Annotated in this window: 18 protein-coding genes; 10 read left to right on the top strand and 8 right to left on the bottom strand. The window is 52.6% G+C overall.

Annotation, left to right across the window (positions count from 1 at the left end):
* Positions 1–134 precede the first annotated feature (134 nt).
* Positions 135–671, bottom strand: a complete 537-nt coding sequence (locus ASD60_RS20425) for a TetR/AcrR family transcriptional regulator (RefSeq protein WP_050558743.1) — start codon at positions 669–671, stop codon at positions 135–137.
* 125 nt (positions 672–796) lie between these two features.
* Here ASD60_RS20425 and ASD60_RS20420 point away from each other — a divergent pair, with 125 nt between their 5' ends.
* From ASD60_RS20420 to ASD60_RS20400, 5 genes are all read left to right on the top strand, one after another.
* Positions 797–1,441, top strand: coding sequence for a glutathione S-transferase (locus tag ASD60_RS20420; RefSeq protein ID WP_017846004.1), 645 nt, complete (start codon positions 797–799; stop codon positions 1,439–1,441).
* Positions 1,442–1,512: 71 nt separating this feature from the next.
* Entirely contained in the window at positions 1,513–2,484 is a 972-nt protein-coding gene (locus ASD60_RS20415; protein ID WP_082557629.1) for an alpha/beta fold hydrolase, read from the top strand.
* Positions 2,485–2,597: 113 nt separating this feature from the next.
* Positions 2,598–3,596, top strand: a complete 999-nt coding sequence (locus ASD60_RS20410) for a quinone oxidoreductase family protein (RefSeq protein ID WP_056855748.1) — start codon at positions 2,598–2,600, stop codon at positions 3,594–3,596.
* A gap of 119 nt (positions 3,597–3,715) precedes the next feature.
* A complete protein-coding gene (locus ASD60_RS20405; RefSeq protein WP_056855747.1) occupies positions 3,716–4,657 on the top strand; it encodes an alpha/beta fold hydrolase in 942 nt (313 codons plus the stop codon).
* 17 nt (positions 4,658–4,674) lie between these two features.
* On the top strand, positions 4,675–5,895 hold the full coding sequence (locus tag ASD60_RS20400; RefSeq protein WP_056855746.1) for an MFS transporter: 1,221 nt from the start codon (positions 4,675–4,677) through the stop codon (positions 5,893–5,895).
* 270 nt (positions 5,896–6,165) lie between these two features.
* On the opposite strand, the gene ASD60_RS20395 is transcribed toward ASD60_RS20400, so the two are convergent.
* Entirely contained in the window at positions 6,166–7,539 is a 1,374-nt protein-coding gene (locus ASD60_RS20395) for an IS1182 family transposase (RefSeq protein WP_056855745.1), read from the bottom strand.
* Between the two features lie 516 nt (positions 7,540–8,055).
* Positions 8,056–8,421, bottom strand: a complete 366-nt coding sequence (locus ASD60_RS20390) for a helix-turn-helix domain-containing protein (protein ID WP_056855744.1) — start codon at positions 8,419–8,421, stop codon at positions 8,056–8,058.
* A gap of 229 nt (positions 8,422–8,650) precedes the next feature.
* On the opposite strand from ASD60_RS20390, the gene ASD60_RS20385 reads away from it, so the two are divergent.
* Positions 8,651–9,490 (top strand): phage exclusion protein Lit family protein, encoded by an 840-nt coding sequence (locus tag ASD60_RS20385; protein ID WP_056855743.1) that lies wholly within the window; start codon positions 8,651–8,653, stop codon positions 9,488–9,490.
* A 117-nt stretch (positions 9,491–9,607) separates the two neighbouring features.
* Here ASD60_RS20385 and ASD60_RS20380 read toward each other — a convergent pair whose 3' ends face one another.
* On the bottom strand, positions 9,608–9,814 hold the full coding sequence (locus ASD60_RS20380) for a helix-turn-helix domain-containing protein (protein WP_056855897.1): 207 nt from the start codon (positions 9,812–9,814) through the stop codon (positions 9,608–9,610).
* Between the two features lie 102 nt (positions 9,815–9,916).
* Between ASD60_RS20380 and ASD60_RS20375 the strand changes: the two genes are divergently transcribed.
* The 4 genes from ASD60_RS20375 (at position 9,917) to ASD60_RS20360 (ending at position 16,547) form a co-directional block, all read left to right on the top strand.
* The gene (locus ASD60_RS20375) at positions 9,917–10,504 is read left to right on the top strand and encodes a hypothetical protein (RefSeq protein ID WP_056855742.1); all 588 of its coding nucleotides are present in this window, start codon (positions 9,917–9,919) and stop codon (positions 10,502–10,504) included.
* Positions 10,501–11,901: a DEAD/DEAH box helicase gene (locus ASD60_RS20370; protein ID WP_056855741.1), complete on the top strand. Its 1,401-nt coding sequence runs from the start codon at positions 10,501–10,503 to the stop codon at positions 11,899–11,901. The genes ASD60_RS20375 and ASD60_RS20370 overlap by 4 nt, the downstream gene beginning before the upstream one ends.
* 760 nt (positions 11,902–12,661) lie before the next feature.
* Positions 12,662–15,661 (top strand): DEAD/DEAH box helicase, encoded by a 3,000-nt coding sequence (locus ASD60_RS20365; RefSeq protein ID WP_056855740.1) that lies wholly within the window; start codon positions 12,662–12,664, stop codon positions 15,659–15,661.
* Positions 15,662–15,746: 85 nt separating this feature from the next.
* Entirely contained in the window at positions 15,747–16,547 is an 801-nt protein-coding gene (locus ASD60_RS20360) for an AbiJ-NTD4 domain-containing protein (RefSeq protein ID WP_201783980.1), read from the top strand.
* Positions 16,548–16,806: 259 nt separating this feature from the next.
* Here ASD60_RS20360 and ASD60_RS29530 read toward each other — a convergent pair whose 3' ends face one another.
* From ASD60_RS29530 to ASD60_RS20340, 4 genes are read right to left on the bottom strand one after another with little or no spacing between them, the layout of a single operon-like run.
* Positions 16,807–18,246, bottom strand: coding sequence for a tyrosine-type recombinase/integrase (locus ASD60_RS29530; protein WP_236708493.1), 1,440 nt, complete (start codon positions 18,244–18,246; stop codon positions 16,807–16,809).
* On the bottom strand, positions 18,239–18,877 hold the full coding sequence (locus tag ASD60_RS20350) for a hypothetical protein (RefSeq protein ID WP_056855738.1): 639 nt from the start codon (positions 18,875–18,877) through the stop codon (positions 18,239–18,241). Before ASD60_RS20350 ends, ASD60_RS29530 begins: the two co-directional genes overlap by 8 nt.
* Positions 18,878–18,879: 2 nt before the next feature.
* Complete coding sequence (locus ASD60_RS20345; RefSeq protein WP_056855737.1) at positions 18,880–20,982, bottom strand: hypothetical protein; 2,103 nt, start codon at positions 20,980–20,982, stop codon at positions 18,880–18,882.
* Positions 20,966–23,263: a hypothetical protein gene (locus ASD60_RS20340; RefSeq protein ID WP_056855736.1), complete on the bottom strand. Its 2,298-nt coding sequence runs from the start codon at positions 23,261–23,263 to the stop codon at positions 20,966–20,968. Before ASD60_RS20340 ends, ASD60_RS20345 begins: the two co-directional genes overlap by 17 nt.
* Between the last annotated feature and the right edge of the window lie 83 nt (positions 23,264–23,346).

Here is a 23,346-nt window from a genome sequence, read left to right as displayed (position 1 = left end):
GATCAGAAGCGGTTCAGAGAGGGTGCAGCGTTTGCCTCATCTGATCGTTCGTCATTGTGGTTCCAGCAGCGATTGCTCGCCCATCGCTGCTGGTCTGGACTCCACAGTTAAGGTGTGTCGAGAACTGCGGCACCTTAAGGTAATAGGCCTGCCGAGCGATACGTCTCGATTGTCTTGTCATAAACGCTGATGTCATCACGCCCCCGAGCGATCAACTGAGCGCCCTCCACCGCCGCATAGATCGCCAGCGCCTGCTGCTGTCGTTCCTCGAGGCTCAACTGTGGCCGGCAAACAGACAACACTTCCGTCAGCCAGCGCACATTCAGTTCGGTGAAGCCGTCAACCTCTGTCCTCACCTCTGGAGGTAAGTCATCGTATTCGGCGGACATGATCCCGCACAGGCACATGCGATTGTCGTTGACCAGTGCCATGCGAAATACGTCGGTGTAACCCTTCATCCAAACATTCAAATCTTCGGAATGGCCTCGTAAACCTTCAAGGTACTGAAGACCATCCTCGGTGTAACGTTTGGCCAAAGCCGCACCCAAGTCACCCTTGGTAGGGAAGTGGTAGTGAATGCTCGCGCTCTTGATGCCGACCTCTTTGGCCAGTTCACGAAAGCTCAAGCCGTTGTAGCCTCGGGTCTGCACCATTTTTCGGGCAACCGCCATGATCGTTTCTCGCGTATCCGTCGTCACAACTTTACCTTTCTATCGATAGATAGACGTTGACAGTGGAAATGTTCTTGCCGTAGCTTATACCTATCGATAGGTAGATAGATAGTTATGGAGCTCGTATGAAGATTTTTGATATTCCTGGTTTTCCTAACCCGCTGCGCATTCGTATTGTTCTGGCCGAAAAAGGCCTGGGCTCGCAAATAGAGTTTATCAAGATCGACCTGCCCGCAGCGGAACACAAGCAACCCGCATTCCTAGCGATCAACCCGCTGGGTACCGTCCCAGTTCTGCAACTGGATGACGGGACCAACATTTCTGAATGTACCGCAATCACCGAGTATCTGGACAATCTGGACGGCAACCCGATTCTCACCGGCAAGACGCCGAAGGAAAAGGCCATCATCCACATGATGCAAAAGCGCGCGGAGTCCGAACTAGCGGATCCGGTCGGGTTTTACTTCCACCACGCCACGCCGGGGCTCGGTGCCGCTCTGCAGCCATACAAGAGTCCTGAATGGGAAGGCCGTTTCGATTGGGGCAACCGTCAACGCGACAAAGCGGTCGCTGGAATGCACTACTTCGATCAGGTCCTACGCAGCCAGCCCTATATCGCCGGGGAGCAATTTTCCATGGCCGACATCACCGTACTTGCGGGGCTTGTGTTCGCCGGGTTCGCTTCTATCGCCATTCCCGAAGAGTGCACCGCGCTCCTTGCCTGGCAAACCAAGGTGCAGCAACGCCCGAGCGTGAAAAGTCCCGCTTGATCCTGCTCCGCCCCGTCGCCAACCCGTCCGGGGCGGACCTTACACCCACCGTCTTTATCAGGTACATCTCTATGACCGTATTCAACACCCGGTGGGCGTTGCGCCGTACCTTCGCCCTCGTCGCGCTGGCGACTACCTGCTCGACACTGGCGGTTCATGCCAGCGCCACCCCGGCAGAGCCCAAAGTGACTTCCAGCTACACCCATCAAACCGCGCCGACCCGATTCGTCGAAGTGGATGGTGCCCGCCTGGCTTACCGCCGATTTGGCAAAGCCGGTGGCGTACCGCTGGTGTTTCTCCAGCATTTCGTCGGCAACCTCGACAGTTGGGACCCGAAAGTCATCGACGGTTTTGCCCGTGATCGCGAAGTCATACTTTTCGACAATGCCGGCGTCGCCAGCTCAAGCGGTGAAGTGCCGAATAATATCCAGGGCATGGCCAAATACGCCACCGGGCTGCTCCAGCGGCTGGGTGTAAACAAGGCTGATTTACTTGGCTTTTCCATGGGTAGTCTGATCGCCCAGCAAGTGACGCTTGATCATCCGGAACTGGTACGTCGTCTGATTCTGGTCGGCTCCTCACCTCGTGGTGGCGTAGGCATGGCTTCGCTGACGCCGGAGTTCCAAGGCTACCTGGCGAAAAAGCGCGACATACCGGATGAGCTGCTGTTGGACGTGTTTTTCACCCAAACCGCAGAAAGCCAGGCCGCCGGACGTGAGTTTCTTACCCGTCTGCGTGCACGCAAGGTCAATCGCGATGTCGACGTCGATAGCAAGACCGCACCAGCGCAAGCAGCCGCCATCGCTGGCTGGGGAGCGCCGGCCGACAACGCCAACGACTACCTGAAAGGCATCAAGCAACCGACGATGGTAGTCGCCGGCAGCCAGGACATTGTCTTCTACACGGCCAATGACGTGACCCTGCAGCAGACTTTGCCCAACGCCCAGCTGGTGATCTACCCGGATTCAAACCATGGCGCGATCTATCAATACCCGGATCTGTTTTTGAAACACGCCACGCTGTTTCTCAATGGGGTGAAGTAATCGAAACAATGCACTGACGATTTGCTCGACAGCACATGCCGCACCACCGATTAGGCTCCAAGTCAGGCCTGCGTCTACAGATCTGACGAGCGAAGAATCCAGGATCTCAGATTATGAAAGCGATTCAGTTCCGTAGCTTCGGCGGCCCCGAAGTACTCGAGTACGTCGACTTGCCAACGCCCATACCGGGGCCCGGAGAGGTATTGATAGACACCTCTGCGATCGGGGTGAATTTTCCAGATATTCGTGAACGGTTGGGCATGTATAACCGGCCCGAAACACGCGTTGGTGGTGTCACGCTGCCGCATGTAGCCGGACTTCAGGTGGTCGGACGCGTTTCGGAAACAGGGGCGGGCGTTGACCCTGCCGTTGTCGGGCGCAAGGTCATGGCCTTGATGTCTAAAGGCGCATACGCACAACAGGCTATTGCCCGTGCTGACATGCTGGTAATGCTGGATGAGTCGGCGAACGACGTCGCCATGGCGGGTTTACCTTGTCAGGGAGTGACTGCGTTCCTCGCTCTACGCACATGCGCGCATTTACAGTCAGGTGAAAGCGTTTTGATTCAAGGTGCCGCCGGGGGGGTTGGCAGTCTGGCTGTGCAGATCGCTAAAGCCATGGGCGCACAGACAGTTTTCGGTACGGCCAGCACTGAAAGTCGACGCGCATTTGTACGCAGCCTCGGGGCCGACTATGCCATTAGCTACGACACTCCCCAGTGGCCGGAGCGGGTGCTTGAACTGACCGAGGGGCGTGGAGTTGATGTGATTCTCGAAACCATCGGCGGCGAAGTGTTCGATCAGAACTTTGAGTGTCTCGCAATGCTGGGGCGTTGTGTGGTGGTGGGCTCCACAAGGGGGCCGGGCGAGGCATTGGCGCCTCGTCGGTTGATGGCCAAAGCGCAAACCTTGACCGGCGTGTACCTGCCGACGTTCTTCCAGCGCCCAACGTTAATTCGCGAGGCTTTGCAATTCCTCGCTGATGGCGTTTCAGGCGGAGTGATCAAACCAGTCATCGGCGCGACGTTACCCCTGAGCGAAACGGGGCTGGCGCACGCCTTATTGGAGCGAAGGGAAGTGCAAGGCGTCATTGTGCTGGATCCGAACCTCTAAGAGTGGATCACCGATTCCCCTGAATTTTCTTGCGAACTAGGGACGCTGGAGCTTCTGTGGTGGTCATCAGGCGGCCACATGCTCATCAGTAAATATGTCCATCACGAGAGGAGCGCGCTATGCGCCGTCACGGCTTCACTGCAAGTGCAAGATGTTTGACGCTCGGACTGATGCTCGCGTGGGGCGGCCATGCGACGGCAGCCGATATTCACTACCGGTTCATCACGGTCGCTGGCAACAATCTGTTTTATCGGGAGGCCGGCGATCCTCATAAACCAACCATTCTGCTGCTTCATGGTTTTCCGTCGTCTTCGCACATGTTTCGCGACCTGATCCCTGAGCTAGCACCGTATTTTCACGTGCTGGCCCCTGATTACCTCGGTATGGGAAACAGCGCCGTCCCCAACGCAGCACCCTTGAAGCCGCTTACCTTCGACGCGTTAGGTCAATCGATGGAAGAGTTGGTTCGGGAGTTAGGAATTAAAAGCGCGGTGATCTTCATGCAGGACTTTGGCGGCCCTGTCGGAATGCGTCTGGCGACACGTAATCCACGGTGGGTGCGGGGACTGGTCATCCAGAACACGCCGATTACGCTGGATGGATGGGAGCCCGCGAGGTTGAAAGCGATTCAGGCAAACGTTGGTCCGCAAACGCCTGAGAAACGTTCAGCCGCCCAGGCGCGGGTTGTTCTGGCGACTGACCTGTTTCTTTATCAGCACGGTGCTCGCAATCCCGATGACCTTAATCCTGACGCGTGGGCAAACGATGCCTTTGCGCTCAGCGATCCTGAGAAACGGCGAGCCATGACGGATCTGCAGCTCGATATCGGATCAAACCTCGCGTTGTACCCGCAATGGCAAGCTTACTTGCGAAAGGCTCAACCCACCACGTTGGTGGTCTGGGGAGATGGCGACCCGATTTTTACGCCGCGAGGTGCCGATGCCATCAAGGAGTTCGTACCCGGGGCTCAGATCCACCATTACAACACCGGGCATTTTGCGCTGGAGGAAGAGCATCGCGACATCGCCCAACGCATTATTCAGGTCTTTGCCGGGCAATGAGGCATCAGGAGATTGGCATGTCGGATAGAGGTAATTCCCCAACAGGAGAGACAGCTCGCCGGGCAGATGCTTTCGCCTTCCCGTTATTGGCCATGGTGCTGTTCGCATTCTTCTTTGCTGCGAGCACACCTTCGCCTCTGTTCGTGGTGTTTCAGCGTGATTGGGGATTCTCCTCCGGGATGCTGACCGTTGCGTTCTCGGTGTACGCCATCGCGCTGTTGGTCGCTCTACTCAGCGCCGGGTCGTTGTCGGACCATATCGGTCGACGTTCGGTGGTTATCGGCGCGCTTGGTTTGCAGACCCTGGCGATGATTCTTTTCGTGTATGCCGGTGATATAAATCAACTTATTGTGGCGCGTTGTTTCCAAGGGTTGGCGACGGGAATTGCCAGTGGTGCATTGTCTGCGGCTGTGGTCGAGGCAGCACCTGTCGGCCACAAGAAGGCAGGGGTACTGTTCAGCAGCATCGCTCCGTTAGCAGGATTGGCCACAGGATCGTTAATCACAGGATTGTCTATGTACTGGATCGGGCGACCGGAGGTGATGGTATTCGCGGTGCTGGCGTTCATTTTCTCGATTGCGGCGGTGGGTGTTGCGACGGTCCCGGAAACGGCGACTCGGCGTGCCGGTGCTTTGGGATCGTTGAAGCCTCGTATTTCGGTGAATGCCAGGGCCCAGACTGCTTACGTTCGAAGCATACCGCTGTTGCTAGCCATCTGGGCGCTGTGCGGCCTGTACATGTCACTGGCGCCCTCGATTCTTTATGGAATATTCAACGTGAACAGCGCCGGACTCAACGGTCTGACAGTGGCTGCGTTGTGCGGTCCCGCAGCCATTGCAGCAGCAGTTTTGGGCCGTTTCCTCACGCTCTCTCTTTGCGCTGCAGTGGGCGCTATAGCCATGGTCGTTGGGCTGAGTGTCCTGATCATGTCTCTGTTGGGAGGAGGGGTCGTAGTATTTTTCATCGGCACGCTAATTGCGGGAGTGGGATCTGGAGCGGGATTCTCGGCGGTTCTGCAAACGCTGGCGCCACTCGCCGAAGAACATGAGCGAGCAGAGCTCTTCGCGGCGATTTTTGTGGCCTGTTATTTGTCGTTGAGCCTCCCTCCTGTCATGGCCGGATTCGGAGTCGGAGTTTTCGGCCTGCTAGACACCAGCTGGGTTTATCTCGCCGCGCTGTTACTGGTAGCACTGACCACCAGCCTGACGCATTGGCGAGTGTATCGTGGTAACAATTAGCAAGTCAGCTGACCAGTCAAAGGCTAATGGACTGCAGGGAAAGGAAACCTCCAAGCCATGCTTTGCAGGTAAAGGTCGAAAGCGGACGAAGTCGAACGTCTGCTATTGGCCGATTCTGTTGGAAAAGTCGGATTTTCAGATCACCTGAACTCAGGCACGGCCACCACCAGAGAACCTACTCACCACATTGAGTGGTTTCTCGGCCCTTCGTTGACCATTGTTGCTTTGTTATTGGGTTAATTTGAGGTTTTTGGCTTAGTGCAGGCGCACCTATCCCGGGGCAGGCGGCCCTTGAGATGTAAGTTTGGCCAGTCGACGCAGGTTCTGTACCGCAGCCGCCAGCGTGAACTCATCGGTCGCGCCACTCATGCCCCGTAGTCGCAAGCGATCCATTTTCAGGATGCGCTTGAGGTGGGCAAACAACATTTCGACCTTCTTACGTTCGTGGCGAGAGCGCACGTACTCCGGCGTCGCCGCGATGCGTCGAGCGACATCACGAGCGGCTTCATGAACGCTGCGAGCGATCTTGCGAAACGACGTGTTCGGGCAGCACTTGGCTTTCATCGGACACGTCGCGCAGTCAGTCTGTCTAGATCGGAAGATGATGGTGTTGGCTTTGGTGACGTGCGAACGCTCGTTCTTGAAGGCTCGCCATTCGCTACGTAATGCATTGCCAGCCGGGCAGCAGTATTCCTCAGTCTCTTCATTCCAGCGGAAATCGTTGCTCGAAAAACTGTCGTTCTTGCGTTCGGTTTTGTCCCACACCGGCACATGCGGCTCGATGTCTTTTTCCTCCACCATCCAGGCCAGCATCGGCGCGGTGCCGTAAGCAGTGTCGCCAATGAGGCGTTCCGGCTTGATGTCGAACTGCGCTTCGACCCGATCGATCATCGTCTTGGTGCTCTCGACTTCTGCGGTTCGATGAGCCGGTGTGGGTTCCACATCCATGATCACGCCGTGCTCGGTATCGATCAGATAATTCGTGGAGTAAGCGTAGAACGCTGGGCCACCTGGAGCTGCGGTCCAGCGAGCTTGAGGATCAGTCAGCGATAGACGCTTCGGTAGCGTTTCGGCCAGAGCCTCTTCATCGAGTGCCTCAAGATACTCACGCACGGCGCGGGTGCTCAGGGCCGGATCGCTCCAGTTGACCGGTTCATCACCCGGTACACCGCGCTGCCGGCTGGCATCCGCTTTGATGATGCTGGCGTCCACGGCAAAGCCTTCGCCCTTGACCAGGCCGGCGTCCATGCAACGACGCAGCACTTCATTGAACAGCCAGCGAAACAGATCGCTGTCCCGAAAGCGGCCGTGTCGGTTTTTGGAAAAGGTCGAGTGATTGGGGACTTCATCTTCAAGGCTCAATCGGCAGAACCAGCGATACGCCAAGTTCAAATGGGCCTCTTCGCACAACCGCCGCTCTGAGCGAATGCCGTAGCAATAGCCCACGATCAACATGCGGATCATCAATTCAGGATCAATCGACGGGCGCCCAATCGGGCTGTAGAAGTCGGCGAGGTGATGGCGCAAATCGCTCAGATCGAGACACCGATCAATGCTGCGCAGAAGGTGATTGGCGGGGATGTGATCTTCAAGGTTGAACGAGTAAAACAGTCGCTCCTGCCCACTCGATAACTGTCCCATCATGCAGTGTGATCCCCCGCCGGCCAATGAAGCAATTTTGCCGCAGGCGAGACAGGGGAGCTACTTTTTCAACAGAATCGGCCGATTTCTGCCTGTCGGGAAGGACTGCAAACCTATAGCGGACGTTCAGTCAGCTAGCTCCCTACGGCGCCAAGTTTGCTGATGCCAAGCCGGTGATCTTTTCCTAAGAATTGTGCGGCGTCTGCAGAGGGCCTGTGAGGCAGCTAGGCTGTGCGACCGCACGGTCAATGCCGCGTGTTGCATCGGTCGCGACCTGGAACACGTCAACACAGTTTTTACAGCCTCTGGGATGTTCCAAAGTAAGCCTTTTTAAGCCGAAAGCTTCATCATCAAGCCGTTAGCACCGATGATTTTCATTACCCGTTCAAGTTGTAGGCGGGCCTCCCTGATTACGTCGAATCCCCTGTAAAGGAAAAGTCGACTCGCTAGAGTCTAGGCGAGCTAACGGCTTACCCACGATCAACAAAAAACTCAAAAGATGAACAGCAGGCTTTGTCATCACCAATCGCAGTTTCTGTGCTTACTAGAATGAATAACTACCGCCTTGGCTTTGTCGGAGGTAATACGAGAACCGGAGGCGCGTCGTCGCTTTTTGCCTTCCATGCGAATGACTTGTAACGGACTGGGCCGCACCTCCTCCAATAGCGAGCTCAGGCGCTCTAGTTCGCCGAGGGCGCGCAAAACGGCGATCAAATTGATTAAGGTACCTTTACCCTGATTCAGCAAAAGGTGGAGTGTCTGGCGGCTGATCGCCGCGTTCTCCGCCACCGCCTCGAGGCTGATGTTCCTCTTCAATCGCAGTGTTTGAAGGTGTGCTCCTACTGTGGCGGCGAGCACTTGATCTGATTGCGTGCGGAGTCGCATAGTGTCTGCTTTCCTAGACATTAACTGGCATATGCGTACTTTACGTCATGAATTCTAGACGATACAAGATAGGTATTCCGCCTGCTCATCGCCGCAGCTGAATCCCCAAACTACGGCGACATGGCTGACCTCCGTTGTGAGGCTTATCGGGTAGTCGTAGTGAAAACAATTACTGCATTCGGCTCTAGCAATTTCGATGGAAGTTAGCCACAAAAAAGGGAATCAATAGATGCGCAACGATGCTGAGGTTCAGCGAGCTGTAAAGGCTCAGTTTTTAGGAATAGCGCCGGAGCGCGCTGGCGACTTGGAGCGCCTCTGGTCTGAATGTGACCTTCAGTTCAACCTCTTGGAGGATGAAGGTGAGGTCGTGATGGAGGGCGGAGCTTACCGGTTCGTCCGATTCAATCACCGGGCACTGCGTGTTATTTGGGTCAGTAGTTTTGCAGCATGGGAGGCATTCAAATGTTCTGCTGATGCAGCTAACCAAGGAACGACCAGAAACCACGACAAACTAAAAATACTGTTGGAGTTGGCGCTGACGATCCGAAATGCGCCCAACCCCGAAGAGGTGCCACTCCTCGGATTACCTGAGCCTGGTGTGTTCCCTGATGCCGAGTCGGAGCCCGAGTTGCGTGCTGCGAGCGAACTGGCAGTATTTGCCTCCGGCTGGGCGATGCTCCATGAAGTGCACCATGTAATGCATCAACGGGAGGGTACGGCCTATACATACGACTCCCCTCCTGAAGATAAATGGGCGGAAGAGCTTTCCTGTGACAGTTTTGCCACTTTATTTGTACTGGAAAATGCTGCCGATTATGCGCAGATGACGGAGCAGGACTCGGCGTTGGTACTGCGCAAACGGAGCATGGGAATCTACTTTGCAATGTTTGCTCTTACTGTCTTGGCGCACGATCAATGGTCTGATAGCCCAACACACCCGGCAGTCCAAAAAAGAATGAACGCCACTCGAAATCATGTGAGTGGAGACGCGATTGACGATGCTCTATCGATTGCGGCGCTAGCTTTCTCTAGCTTGGAGGATGTGTGGCCTAGCGTGCCGAAATATTGAGCGTTGAATTTCCACCGTATACACCTTCGATCGAGGCGGGTTGAATTTCTAGAGCCAAATTCATCACATTGGAGTTCTTGTCGGCTGGAAGGCCGAATGGGTACTGTATCCAAATATTTACGGCAAAAGTTGAACCGGCTCGCATCCCAAACTCTCTGCGATCTGGTAGAGCTTCTGGACGGTCAGGTTGACTTCGCCACGTTCAATCCTACCCATGTAGCTCCGGTCTACCTGGCAAATCAGAGCGAAGGCGTCCTGCGATAGACCTTTGGCTTTCCTCGCTTGTCTGATCTTTTTCCCCAATTCTTTCGCGAGATTCCCCATAGCCGCCTCGACATACATGAGGGAGGACTATCGTGGGTTTGCGGACGAATCGGCCACGGACTATAATCCGCATTTTTGTTTGCGAGATACTGAGGTGCCTGCATGAAACAAGATTTATTCGAATTCGACAGGCAGCTCCATCATCTGCTTTGCCAGCATGCTTTCGGGGAATTCACGACTCGTCAGATTCGAGATGCGTACGCGGCGTTCCTTCCTCCCTCGAGCTTCCGGCTCGCCGATGTGCGTATTTATGTTTATGAGCAGATTCGTAGGCTTGTCCGTGTTGGCTGGGCGGAAATGACTGATCAGCGTCAGAAGCGGGGGCAGGTGTATCGTTTGTTGAAGATGCCGCAACGACTAAAGCTCGTACTGGTAGATGGGGGCTTCTCCAAGTGCGTTAATCCGCTGGATGTTCTTGCAGATGAAGGAAGAGAAAAGCCATGCTCCGTGTCTAGCTCCGTGGAAGGGCAAGACGATCAGGCGCTCCTTCAATTGATGTTGAAGGAGACCCGCCTAGATCTGCTCTCATCCTTAGGCGAGACCGAGCGGTACAAGCAGTTGTTTGAGGAAATTCCTCATCTGAAGGGGCGTCTTGAAGGGGCATATATAGAAGTCCGCGACAGGAGCTCTAAGCTCCTTGGTCACGTTCGTGCAATCGAGAATACGCTTAAGGCGATCTCTGCCGCATGAACTCCTCTCTCAGGCTATGGCAACACAACTGCATTGCGTTGGCTATGCAGCACTACACCCAGCAACCTCATTTTTTTTGCCAAGCCACTCCCGGTGCCGGCAAGACGAAAATGGCAGCGGAGCTAGCCAGGCAATTGCTGCAGCAAGACAAGATAGATCTGATCCTCTGCTTTGCTCCATCACGGCAGACAATGGATGGATTCCAAAGAACGTTCTCCGCCGTTCTAGGGAAGCGCCTGGATGGATTGATAGGTGCCGTCGGTGCTGCCTGCACGTATCAAGGCATGGAATATCGAGACGCAGCATTTTGGAGGCTATTCGACGACTATAGGGTGTTCGCAGTTTTCGATGAAATCCACCACTGCGCTGGCCATGACTTGCTGCTAAGCAATGCATGGGGTCAGCAGATTGTTCAAAGGATTCAAGATCGCGCGACCTTCACCCTTGCCCTCTCGGGGACTCCCTGGCGCTCTGACCACAAAGCAATCGCGCTTGCTCGATACTCTCAGCCAGACGGGGTGTTGATCTGTGATTACCGATATGGCTTGCAGGAGGCAATCGCCGACGGCGTATGTCGGTCGCCGCGTATCGTCGTATTGGATAACAACATGGTGAGGTTAACTGAAACGCTTTCCACAGAGGGCACCGTCACGACGTTTCCGAGTATCGCTAGGCTACTTTCCGAGTCACCCGTGTCCTACGAAGATTTGCTGTTTCACGACGATATCCTGCGGCAGATTCTGTCGTTGGGGTGTACGAAGCTGCGCGAAATCCGCGAGCGACAACCCGAAGCCGGGGGGCTAGTGGTTGCGACAAACATTGAGCACGCTCACTGCATAGCTGATCTTATGCGTGCCCGGGGCGAGGTTTGTCAGGTCGTTACCAATAAGACGCCAAACGCACAGCAGGTGATCAATGATTTTCGAAATGGTGGCTGCACTTGGATTATTGCTGTTGGCATGATCAGCGAGGGGACGGATATACCCAGGCTGCAGGTTTGTTGTCATCTGAGCCGTATACGTACTGAGCTGCACTATCGCCAGGTGTTGGGCAGAATCCTCAGGCGCTCGAGCGATGCAGATGATAAAGCTTGGCTGTATGTTCTCGCGGAACCAGCACTCCAGCAGTATTCGCAGCGATTGGCCGATGATCTGCCCGATGATCACACTGTACTCAGCGTCGTGCGAGCTTCGGAAATTGAATCCGACGATCAGATTGAAGACCAGTCTGAAAGTCCCAGTGGTATCGAGATCGCCATCTTAGGAGACTCAACGAGTGGAGTGCTTTTAAGAGTGGGTAGCGACCACGCAATTTCGATTCTCAGCTCATCTGAGCCCGCATTGTATGAACTCAACTTTTCACAGCACTACCGGACTCAGCTTCTAAGCGTGTATTGAACTCACGTTTGCACAAACGTAGCTGTGCTTGGAAAAGCTCAGCTTCGGCTTCACTTTTCAGTGATATAGCGTACGCAAATGCCGGTTTCCAAAAGCTCGTTTGGGTAGAAGCAAAATTCTGCCTTGCGACCAATGCGAGAAACCTATCGTGCGAAAACAGAAAAGCAACCGTAAGAAAAAGAAATTCATCAAGCCGTTGATGGCCATAAGAATCACACGGGAAGCACGCCAATTTCTTGAAAGGCGTTCAGCGCGCGCGAATCGATTTCTGGATGTGATAGCGATTGTCGATGAGAGCTCTCTTTAAGCCCTGATGAACCTCTGATGCATCGTCGAGGGCCGGCGTGGTTATTTCCCACTGCCAAAGAGCCATGTGTTAATGAAAGTCATCCCAACAAACGCGAAGTAGGAGTGATAGCCATGTCTGCAGAAACCATGCGCGCGAAGGTGTGCGACTATTACCGAGCCCGGCTGGAGGTAATAACCGGTATACCTAAAACCGCCTCGGGCACTCGATGAAGGAGATGAAGCGTCTCGCTGCTTCAATGACGCTATGCTTGGCTTAATTGCCGAACAGCGTATCGCGAGACACCGCCTCTAAGCGAACGTTCATCCGAAAATCTGCCTCGTTTCATCGAGAGAGTTGGCGCAATTAAATCGGCGGATGCGAGTATTCTCGGCGTTCCTCAGGGTGTTGCGTCAGCGCGAAGCGAGCGACGTGATCGAACAACTCTTGGCGCGAATCGGATAGGGGGGCGGCGTGGCGATCAAAGCTATTTTTGTGGGCATCAACAAACACCTCGACGCGACAATCCCCGAGCTGGGCGGGGCCCGCCGCGATGCGACGGCGTTGTGGGCGCTGTTCACCGACACCGTCGAAGGCCTGGCTGGCCGACTGCTTGTCGATGAGGTCGCCACGCATGCAGAGGTGTCGCAGGCCATCCTCGGAACGCTGTCGGCTGCGGGCCAGGACGACGTGGTCGTCATCACATTCGCTGGCCACGGTTCTCCCGATGGAAACCTGGTCCTGTTCGATACCAATGCATCCGATCTTTCCAGCACAGGCCTGTCGATGGCGGGTTTGGCCGATGCCTTCAAGGCGACGAAGGCGCGTGCGGTGCTGTGCGTGCTTGACTGCTGCTTCAGCGGGCAGGCGCCTGCGCGCGTGCTGGAGGCTGCAGCGCGGCCGCGAAGCGCATTTGCGTTGACTGGGATTTACGGCGAGGGGCGCATTCTGCTTGCCGCCTGTGCAACCAACGAATCCGCCTGGGAGCAGCCGGGCACCGGACACGGATTGCTCACGCATGCAGTGATCGAAGCGTTGACTGGTGCGGTCGGCGACTCGGTCAGCTTTCCGGAAATCGCCGGAGAGATCATCCGGCTGGCGCGTGTTGAGGCCGAGCGCATCAGCGTGACACAGACGCCTGTATTTCTGGGCAACGTCCAGGGTGGCCTCGTGTTTCCGGCTCTCAAGCGCGGTGACAACTACGCCGCTGCGTTCCCGGCCAGAGCGGTCCAGCAAATGTCGGGGTCGTTTGCGGAATTTTCCGCGCACGGCTTTCCGCCGGAAATCGTCGATCAGTGGACAACTGACTTCCCGCGAGGCCTCAACGCACTGCAACTTAAGGCAGTCAACGAACACGGCGTACTGGCCGGCAGATCGCTGCTGGTGGTCGCGCCGACCAGTTCGGGTAAGACCATGATCGGCGAACTCTCTGCGATTCAGGCAGTCATAGCCGGCAAGAAAGCGGCGTTTCTGCTGCCGTATCGGGCGCTGGTCAACGAGAAGTTTGAGGAGTTCAGTGAGCGATACGGACCCGCGGGGCTGCGCGTCGTTCGGTGCAGCGGTGATGCAACGGACGGCATCGGTCCCGTGTTGGGCGGCCGCTATGACCTGGGGTTCTTCACCTATGAAACCTTTCTCAATCTGGCGCTCGGATCGCCGCGCCTGCTCAACCAGCTCGGCCTCGTCGTACTTGACGAGGGGCAGTTCATCACGGACCCGAATCGAGGTGTTACGGTCGAGCTGATCTTCGCGCTCCTGCTACGAGCACGCCAGCGTGGCATCGAACCGCAACTTTTGATCTTGTCGGCGGTGATTGGCAACCTCAACAGCTTCGATCGCTGGCTCGACCTGCCCTTGCTGATGTCCCGCGAGCGGCCTGTGCCCCTGGTCGAGGGCGTGCTTGATCGACGCGGGACGTTCCAGTTCGTCGATGCGGACGGCACCACCAAGACCGAAGCCCTGTTGCCAGCGCATCGCATCGTGCAGCGTCGCGAAAAGCCCAGCTCGCAGGACGTGATCGTGCCGCTGGTCCAGCAACTGGTCGCACAGGGCGAAAAGTTGCTGGTCTTCCGCAACATGCGTGGTCCGGCACAGGGCTGCGCCAAATACTTGTCCAAGGAATTGGCACTCGGTCCCGCGACTACCGTTCTGGCCGTGCTGCCGACTCAGGATTTGACTGGCGCCTCGCAGGATCTGCGGGAGTGCCTCGCTGGCGGTACTGCATTCCACAACACCAATCTCTTGCGTGCGGAGCGCGAAGCCGTCGAGAAGGGGTTTCGCGATGCAGGCGGCGGCATCCATGCGCTGGTGGCCACGACGACGCTGGCTGCCGGCATCAACACTCCGGCATCAACGGTGATCCTCGCGGAGAACGAATTCGTCGGTGAGGACGGCCGGCCATTCACCGTCGCGGAGTACAAGAACATGGCGGGGCGGGCGGGACGGCTCGGATACAACGAGACCGGTAAGGCCATCATCCTCGCCGACACGCCGATGGCGCGCGCGCAGCTATTCCAGAAATACGTACTCGGCGTGCCGGAAGATGTGAAGTCATCCTTCCAGCAGCGCGACCTACCAACCTGGACGCTGCGCTTGCTTAGCCAAGTTCGGGGCGTGCGTGCCACCGAAATTCCTGGCCTGTTGGTCAATACGTTCGGTGGCTACTCTGCTTCACGTGCGAATCCTCAATGGATCGCGATGGTGGAGCAGGAAGTCACCGCTTTGGTCGAGCGCCTGTTGCAGGCCGGGCTGGCCGAGCGCGAGGGCGAGTTGATCCACCTTACCTTGCTCGGACGCGCCTGCGGCGCTTCGTCCTTGTCGTTTGAGTCGAGCCTGCGGCTGGTCGAGTTGATGAAACAACTCGACGCCGCACAGACGTCGCCCACCCAGGTGCTGGCGATGGTGCAGGTCCTCGACGAGATGGATGCGATCTACACACCGGTCATGAAGCGGGGTAGGTCGGAGAGCGTGCGCTCCAATGATGTGGCGCAGCGTTATGGGCATGCGATGACGCAGGCACTGCAGCGATATTGCCGGGACGAGATTGAGTTCTGGTGCCGATGCAAGCGCGCGGCGCTCTTGTACGACTGGATCGAGGGCACCCCCGTCGATGTGTTGGAGAGGCGGTTCTCGACCACGCCCTTCGGAGGCGCCGTCGGATACGGGAACATCATCGGTATCGCCGACGCAACCCGCTTTCACCTGCGCTCGACGCACCAAATCCTGTCGGCACTCTTCCCGGACCAACCCACGTTCTTGGCGGGACTCGACGAAGTCCTGCAGCGGCTCGAATTCGGCCTTCCGGCCGGTGCGTTGCCGCTCACAAACTTGCCGATTGCTCTGACTAGGGGGCAGTACCTCGGGCTCTTCAACGCCGGATGCTTGACGCCGGAAGCCGTTAACGACTTGAGCGGAGAGCGGCTAGAGGCATGCATTGGTCCAATTAGCGCGCCGATATTGAGGCCACAAGCATGAACACCATGGTACTGCGCAGGGGAATGAATATTTTGGATAGACACGTCGCCACCATCGCGTCGTGGCCGCGAACGGAGTCAACGTGATGAGCGACTACTTCAGCGATCGTCAGAATGGTCCGCGCGCACGCACCGAGCAGGTGATTTCGCCCACGGTCTGGGCGGGCCTGGTGGCAACGGTGCAGGGGTTGATTAATAGCGGCGCATTCGGCCTGCGTTTCCCCGAACGCTGCCCGGACGGACAGGCAACTTGCGGCGGCGATGCGGACGCCTTGGCGGCTTCGGTAAGCGTAGAAATGCTGGGCCTGGCTTGGCCGTTGGAAACCGTCTCCATTGATGGGGAGGGCTACTTTGCCAAGCGCCAGCCGTTCGCGCCGGACACCTTGCTCGTCTTGGACTTCATCGAGTTCGTTCACGCGTCAGTGGCAAAACCGATCTCAGGGAAGTATCACGACTACTTCAGTCATCACCACCTGACCTTCGACCAGGAGGCGGGGCAGGAAGACTTCCGCGTGACCGTCAATCGCATATTCGCGCGCAACGGGGTTGCGTTCGAGATGCTGCCCAATGGCCGAATTGAACGAGTGCTCCCGCCGGTGCTTGGCGAAGAACTGAAGCGAACACTCTTCAATACCGGGGATCGCACGCTCGACAATATGCTCGACGAGTGCCGGGCCAAGTTTTCGGACCGCAATCCATTGGTGCGTCGTGAAGCGCTGGAGCGGTTGTGGGACGCATGGGAGCGACTCAAATCAATGGCTGACCCGACCGACAAGAAGCGCTCCGTCAAGATCATCCTCGACGCGGTGACTTCCGTGCCGTCGCTGCGGGAGAGAATGGAGACAGAAGCGACAGAACTGAACTTTCCATTGGAAACAGTCACCTGATTCGGCATTCGGAAATCAGCCAGGTGGCGGTGATCGATATGGATCAGGTCGACTACCTGTTCCACCGCCTGTTCGCCATGATTCAGCTGATGCTGAGAAAAAAGTAGAAGTTCGGTCGCTCAAGCTCATGCGGCGTTAGTTTTGCTTCGAGCGGTGGAGGAGGGCTTTCATCAGGTATGAACGATGAGCCAAAAAAGCTAAGCGCGTTCCACCATTTATAGACGTAATCTTTGTCGCTGCTACCAAGGCTCCAGTTGAGTCAGGCTGCGACAATGGCTTCACGATTCCGCGCGATCTCGAAATCTTTATTTCTTAGTTCTATCAGTGTTGCTACGTGTTTCTTATAATCTGAAATTGGCAGGCCAGCTTCAAGTTGATACATGAGTTCTTCATGCTTGTTATCAAATGTTTGTATTGCTCTAATCATATGAACTGAGCTGATTGTTTCTGCGTAATTTGCAACTGAAGCGAAGGCCAGATTTATATAAGTCTCTAGCGATCGCTCATCCAAATGCCCAGTCCACTGCATAACTTCTGCCATGAATGTGTGACTATCGAGTAAGGCGCGGCGAAAGTCATCTTCGTTTGCCATGTGGTGGCGCCTGATGAGTAATACAAATAGGTTAGTAATAAATGCGTGACGAAACATGTGTGCGCACACTTGCTCATTGATATTTGCATGGATTCGGAGTTTCGATATCTCATTGGTAATGGTCTCGCTACTTAGTTTTTTCCCCGTGCGCTCTGATGTAAACAAGAACCGGTGATCTGGTCCCGATCTAAAGCCGGAGGTTGATTTCATGTTTTTACGGCGTGAAGTCTCAACAAAAGTTTTGATATCGTGCAAAAGCATTTTAGTAACAGGGATATAGCGTACGGCGTCATGGCCTTGTTTAAATGTTTCCATTCGGAGTGAGGGGTGCTCCATGTCATAGGCGGCAAGTATGTCGTCTACAGTTATATTGGCAACTTCCCCTCTGCGTGCCCCCGTGTATTCCAGCAAGTCAAGCATGCAGCGTCTGCGATGCTTGATAAAGCTGGATGACTCAATCGTATACGCGGCCTCTTTAAGTTTTTGAATTTGACTTGATGTGATAGGGTCTCGTCGGTGGATTCGGACTTCTTGCCCTAGAGAATGATGATGTAGATAGCTTCTGTTTATTTTTCTTCCAGATCTTGTTGTTATTGTGTATGTCAGTTCCACCGCACGAATCACACCTTCTGAGGATACGAAGTTGTTGTCCCCATGAATCCTGCCTACAAAACTTAAAAAATCAAGGCAGATTTTTCCTATAGCCAATAAGGATGTTTCTGTCTTCTTTGGTTGAGATGGATTAAATTTACTATTTTCTTTCCGAAGATTTTCTATGAAGGAACAAAAAAGAGAATCATTGAGGGTGAATGGAGAAATGTCATTATCATAACAAAATCTAATTAATTGCGAAATTTGTGATGCGTAAACACCAAAAGTTCCACCCTTTGAGCCCCTTCGTGACAGACCGTTTCGCCCGCTGCGGCCTTTACGATCAAGAAGTGAAAGCATATAAAGGTTGGCTATTAGACAGGGCTCCCCATTAGGCCAGATCATAAAAGGTATTTTGCTTGCGTCGCGGGTAGTAAGCTTGTCGACGGAGAAGTAATTGAAGACTTCGAAGTTCCCCAATGTGCTAAACAGTGCTCTCTGGTAGCTGTCACTCACGATTAGGTTCCTCCTTTCTATACAAGTTGATGTTGGTCACAGTAGAAAAGCCAATTGGCTCGTTTTTTTCAAAGTTTTCCATGTCTCGAATAAAGGATGGTTTCATGCTTATAATGGCTCGGAGGGTCTTCAGAGAGTCATCAGTTCTTTTCTCGCGAATAGCTGAATCCGGTGCATCTCTTATGGTTTTAAATCCATTCATTGCTGTCGAGATAGCTTGTAATAGTATGTAATTGATTTGTCGTTGAGCTTCTAATTCAGCTTCGAGTTCCTTAAAGCGTATGTTTAGTCCTGATTTTGTGCGTTTGGTTGCACGCAGGTTTTTGCTTTGAAATGTGGTAATTGAATCAAGAGCTTTCTTTCTTAAGTGGTCAAGCTCTTTGAATCCCCCGCTTATGGTTATATCTGCATATGATTTTAGTGTGTTAAGGCTCATTGATGGCTTATGTATGATGCCGCCGTCTTTTTTATCAATAGATAGTTCTGATGCGGCTAAGGCGCCCTGGCTTTTGATCGCTGTTCTTAGTATTTCACGAGTGCTGGCTAACTGAGGTTGCTTTATGAGGTCTAGCAATAGAGTTCGCAACTCAACTATGCTTGATCGGATATTCTCGTGTCGTGACGTAGGCATGTTTAAGTTCTCAATACTTTGAGTTTGGCAACTACATGAAAGTGTTTTCCGGTCTCGTCTGTAAAAAATTCAGGTTCAATCTCTACAATTCCCTCACTCATTAGTTCTTGAATTCGATCTTCTAAATCATTTGTATCGATTAAGCAAAAGTCAGAGCTTCCATATCTCGATTTAAGTAACTCGGACAGGTCGTGGAAGTCTTCAGCCCCGCCTTGATGTATCATTTCGGCTACGTAGTGAGCTTTAGCGCCTTGAAGGACAACTCCGTCGGTAGACTCAGTAATATAATGCCAAACATGAGATGGATCATTATGTCCGAGCATCCATTGCAGAGTGTCTAAAGTTCCGAAGCTGCCGCAGTAGAAAAATAGCATAGCGAAAAAGCGTCTAAGTTGGTGTTGTCGAACGTAGTAGCGTTGGTTTAAGTCGTTAATCGGGGTTTCAAAATAGTCACAGAAAAAATTAAGGTTGCGGTTATACGTTGTTTTGTCTGACTCAACGAACTCTGGTAAACCTTTAAGGTGAGGTGATGCGAACAGAGTCATGGTTTTGTTTAAGTATCCTATCCGTACGAGTATTTTCTGCATTCGGATAAGATTCTTAATCATGTCGACGGTTATAGGTTCTATTGGCCTGGCAATTCTTCTACGAATTCCAAATAGGTTGCGTGTGCTTTTTGCATTAGAAAATATAAGCCATTGTTCAGTATCATCCAGGCAAGTATCCGCCATGATGTTGCAGAGTTCCGTAACTCTTCGTGCCATCATTATCCCTACAGCGAATTGGACAGAGCCGATATAAATTCGAAGTAGCTCTGTAAGTCCTCTATTGTTTCGTAGCCAGTTGTAATAGCGTGCTTTCTCACCTTTGTTTAGTCTCCGTTTTCCAGCGACGACATGAGCGGATAATCCGTATTCGCGAACTCCTAAGTTGTACAGCTTTTCCCCTATGATTTTTACAAGTTCTTCTTCTTGCAGGTTCGCTGCAGAAATGCTGTGTTTCCTGCAGTGCAAGACAAGCCGGCAGAATCCATTGACGATCTCTGTCCCAATGCTTAAATGAAATTCAATTGCTTGTCTGAGGCACTTGAAAATCATCGGTGAAGGAAGTGTTCGATGCTTGCCTTGAGACGCTAGTTCTACTTCGTATTTTTCAGCCGCTATAAGATCCTCAATAGCAGGTGCAGGTAATCCAATTTCATGTAATACACCTAAGTTGTAAAGGGTCGTCCGAAAGTCGGTATACATATGAGGCGGTAAACGGCCTCTTTGGCCAGTTGTTACTCGAACTCCGTCATACTCACGATCGAAGGGGCTATACTCATCTCGGTAGCATAATATGCTGAATGTAGGTTTTGCCTGTACGCCTCCCCACAAGCACTCCGAATACACTATTTTTGAAATGGCGATGGAGTCAGGCGCCCAGCCATGATTTTGATTTCTAATGTACAGTTTATTTGCATAAAGCGCCGCCCTAATCCTAGGCGCAATAATCGGCGATACACCAAGCCCTTTCCCGTTCTCGTCGTCTTCATCATCGCCATAAGAATTAGTTGCGATCGCTGGGTTTGATGCCAATATAGAATCAACTAGCTGCGGGTCGGTTCGATTAAGCAAGTCCAAGCAAAATGAGCGTAATTTTGTAGGCCAATTATATATCGACTCAGACACAACGGTATCAGAGGCTACTGTTTCCAATATTTCTTTAAGGTTGCCCAGCGTTAGTCCGCCAAGCCCATACTTTGCGAGTTGATATCGGTCGGAGTTTAAGAGCAGGAGGTCAATCAATTGTCCGGCGATAGCGAAACGCTTGCGTTGTTGGCCTTGCATTGCATTCGTCTCGCTACTGTAGTCAGCCTGATTTCGCGTCGATACGATCAAAAAATATTTCAAACCATCTAATAAGCTTTTGTTGGCTGCAGAAGTTAGTAGAATGCCGTCTGAAAGTTTTACAGCCCAATCGATTTTCTTGGGTTTTTTAAAGTCGAGGCTGTACAACCACACCGATTCATCGAAATCAGAAAGCAGCCATCTTGCCTTTCTAAAAGCGTCTTTAGGATGTACCAAATAGGCATTCAAAAAAGAAATGTCAGGAGGCAGATTCATGGATAAGTTCTTCCATTCGAGTTGCATCGGCATGGAGTTGCGCTGTTGATAAATAGCTTTTTAAATCAGCGTCCCATCCTCTGTCTATTTCTTTAACTAAAACGCGAGTGAATTCTGACCAGTACAATGAAAGCCCATTTAATTCATTTGGACGTTTAGAGTTTTGTACCGCAATGCTGAGCGATAGCAGAGCTGTTAGAGTACCAATGTCAACCGAGATGAGAACGCTATCCTTCGTCAACGTAAATGCCTCCTGCGGAGCTTTGTGGTCTGTTGTATTGTCAGAAGACCCTAGGTGCTTAGGGATGTCACCAAGCGCATGGTTGCTCAGGAAATCATGCAGTTCGTCCATGGATGTGAAGTTGGCAGCTTTAAGTAGCATTGGGCTATCTTTCATCGCCCTACAGATAATTCCACGTTGGAATATTCGAACCCACCGGCTTTGAAAAAAAGCTAAAATTGGTTCTGGTAAATACCTGCTGAGCAATCCGGGATTATATGCGGAATGCCCCAATGCTTTCGCCATTGCTCGCTCACTTTGAGTTTTCAAGTAAATTTGAACTCCGCAGGTTGCCCTGAATGATGTGAGTGACACTGCACTAATTAACTCGGTAATCTCCTCTCTAGTTCTTGAAGTGTGTTGCGAAAATTGGTCTATTAACTTTTCTATATTTGGTGGCGAAATTCTATCCCATCTTGCCACGTTGTTAACGGCAGGGTAGGACAACGCTCTTGCACTATGTAGGAATAGGAATCGCCATTTATCGTCATTAGCTGCCCTTAACTCATCTCGTAGGGGCGCAGTTATCGCAATGATTTGACGAATTAAAACTGCCTGCCTTGGTGATAGATCGATTTTTTGTTCACTAAGATCCCCGCCTCTACGATCTTTGTAACCGATGAGTTGGTAATGCCCGTTTTCACCCATCAGAAAGCCGGATAATTTATAGTGTTTGTTGTATAGCTGAAAGTCCTCAAGAAAAGAATCAGTTATACGTGGGTCGGAGTGGATAAGAAGTAATTTAAATGGAAGAAGGTCGTTACGCCCAGGAAGGGCCAAGTGTGGGGCGATATCACTTCTTTTAATTCTAAGGCAAGAACCGCGGTCGGTTAGTCTTTCTCTAATGTGTTTCAGCCCTAATTGGTGCAACGTCGCACAGATATCGTGCTCTCTTAACGTTCTGAGTTTTCTAGCCGCGGCGACGTCGGAAATTGCTGTCCCGCTTTTGGCTAGTTGATCCCTCTTTATTTGCGCTTTTCTTGTTGTGTAAGTTTGTTTCTTTGCAAATTTTATTACTAAATCAATATCACTTTTCAGTTGTTTGAAAATAAATTTTATTGCTTCTGAGTCTGTTATTTCTAATGGTATGTGAGTGATTAGCTTTGTTTTTATAAAAACCCCAGATTCACATTTTTGTATGTGTGTTTCAATGCCGATGCTGTCTGGCGACGAAGGTGCGGGAATACCTCCAAATGGTTTCGCCCAAATGCCACTTTGTATGAATGCTTGATCCATAGTAAATATAAATTTCGCATATAGGCGAGTCTGTGTAGCTACGCCCAGTCCTTTTTGGGATACGCTGAGAAAATAATCGATCATAAAATCAAGGAAACACTGCTTTATTTTGATCGGATTTTGAAAGGTAGAAGAAGGCCAGTCGGATTTTTTTTTGCTTAAAAATGTAAGAAATGAGTTAAATACTGTAACGTCAGGGCGCGCATATTTTTCAATATGGGGCTTGTATGTATTGAATATTGTTTCTGCGAATTCTTCACCATGTGAATGCCATATGAGAGGTATTGCTGTGTATAGCCTCTGTCCTTTGGTGGACTCTACATGCCAACCGTTCCAGTAATGAACGCTATTTTCTTTGATTCGTACTTTTAGACGTTCCCATATGGGATAACAGTCTTTTGCTCTTGTTTTTATTTTGTCAAAGCTAGGCAATAGTGGGATTTTTTCACTCACCGCGTTCATCATATCAACGAAGGCTCCGACCATTCGTACTCTACCCGCAGTGTTGTAGTACAGCAGGCAATCATGATGAAGGGCGCCAATAAAGCCCATTGCGACTTCTACAAATTCAGGGGTCGATAACGTGAAATAGCTGATCTTCACATCAATCAGATGGCAGTAGGCATTGAACGCCTTCAGCATCGGACGGTTGATGGACCTGGCGAGATCCAGGTTGAAGCATCCTTCCATCAGCTCTCGGACGTTAGCGTCGAGAGCCTCGAAAGGATAAAAACGCGAAAATGAGGAATTTTTGATGATTGTCAAATCAGTTTCTCCCGTTCGGGGTAGCTGAAATGCGCGCTACACCGTCATCCCGAGCTATCTGACAAGATAGTGTAGATGGGAAA

It is taken from the genome of Pseudomonas sp. Root562 (genome assembly GCF_001427125.1).
GTDB lineage: Bacteria > Pseudomonadota > Gammaproteobacteria > Pseudomonadales > Pseudomonadaceae > Aquipseudomonas.
Note: the sequence above shows the minus strand (reverse complement) of the source record. Positions and strands in the feature narration are given on the sequence as shown.

What these genes read in the sequence shown, in the direction of transcription:
- ASD60_RS20405 (WP_056855747.1), top strand. Translation starts at nt 3,716, where the DNA reads ATGCGCCGTCACGGCTTCACTGCAAGTGCAAGATGTTTGACGCTCGGA.
- ASD60_RS20395 (WP_056855745.1), bottom strand. Translation starts at nt 7,539, where the DNA reads ATGATGGGACAGTTATCGAGTGGGCAGGAGCGACTGTTTTACTCGTTC.
- ASD60_RS20370 (WP_056855741.1), top strand. Translation starts at nt 10,501, where the DNA reads ATGAACTCCTCTCTCAGGCTATGGCAACACAACTGCATTGCGTTGGCT.
- ASD60_RS20345 (WP_056855737.1), bottom strand. Translation starts at nt 20,982, where the DNA reads ATGAATCTGCCTCCTGACATTTCTTTTTTGAATGCCTATTTGGTACAT.
- ASD60_RS20400 (WP_056855746.1), top strand. Translation starts at nt 4,675, where the DNA reads ATGTCGGATAGAGGTAATTCCCCAACAGGAGAGACAGCTCGCCGGGCA.
- ASD60_RS20350 (WP_056855738.1), bottom strand. Translation starts at nt 18,877, where the DNA reads ATGCCTACGTCACGACACGAGAATATCCGATCAAGCATAGTTGAGTTG.
- ASD60_RS20420 (WP_017846004.1), top strand. Translation starts at nt 797, where the DNA reads ATGAAGATTTTTGATATTCCTGGTTTTCCTAACCCGCTGCGCATTCGT.
- ASD60_RS20360 (WP_201783980.1), top strand. Translation starts at nt 15,747, where the DNA reads ATGAGCGACTACTTCAGCGATCGTCAGAATGGTCCGCGCGCACGCACC.
- ASD60_RS20375 (WP_056855742.1), top strand. Translation starts at nt 9,917, where the DNA reads ATGAAACAAGATTTATTCGAATTCGACAGGCAGCTCCATCATCTGCTT.
- ASD60_RS20390 (WP_056855744.1), bottom strand. Translation starts at nt 8,421, where the DNA reads ATGCGACTCCGCACGCAATCAGATCAAGTGCTCGCCGCCACAGTAGGA.
- ASD60_RS20385 (WP_056855743.1), top strand. Translation starts at nt 8,651, where the DNA reads ATGCGCAACGATGCTGAGGTTCAGCGAGCTGTAAAGGCTCAGTTTTTA.
- ASD60_RS20410 (WP_056855748.1), top strand. Translation starts at nt 2,598, where the DNA reads ATGAAAGCGATTCAGTTCCGTAGCTTCGGCGGCCCCGAAGTACTCGAG.
- ASD60_RS20425 (WP_050558743.1), bottom strand. Translation starts at nt 671, where the DNA reads ATGGCGGTTGCCCGAAAAATGGTGCAGACCCGAGGCTACAACGGCTTG.
- ASD60_RS20380 (WP_056855897.1), bottom strand. Translation starts at nt 9,814, where the DNA reads ATGGGGAATCTCGCGAAAGAATTGGGGAAAAAGATCAGACAAGCGAGG.
- ASD60_RS20415 (WP_082557629.1), top strand. Translation starts at nt 1,513, where the DNA reads ATGACCGTATTCAACACCCGGTGGGCGTTGCGCCGTACCTTCGCCCTC.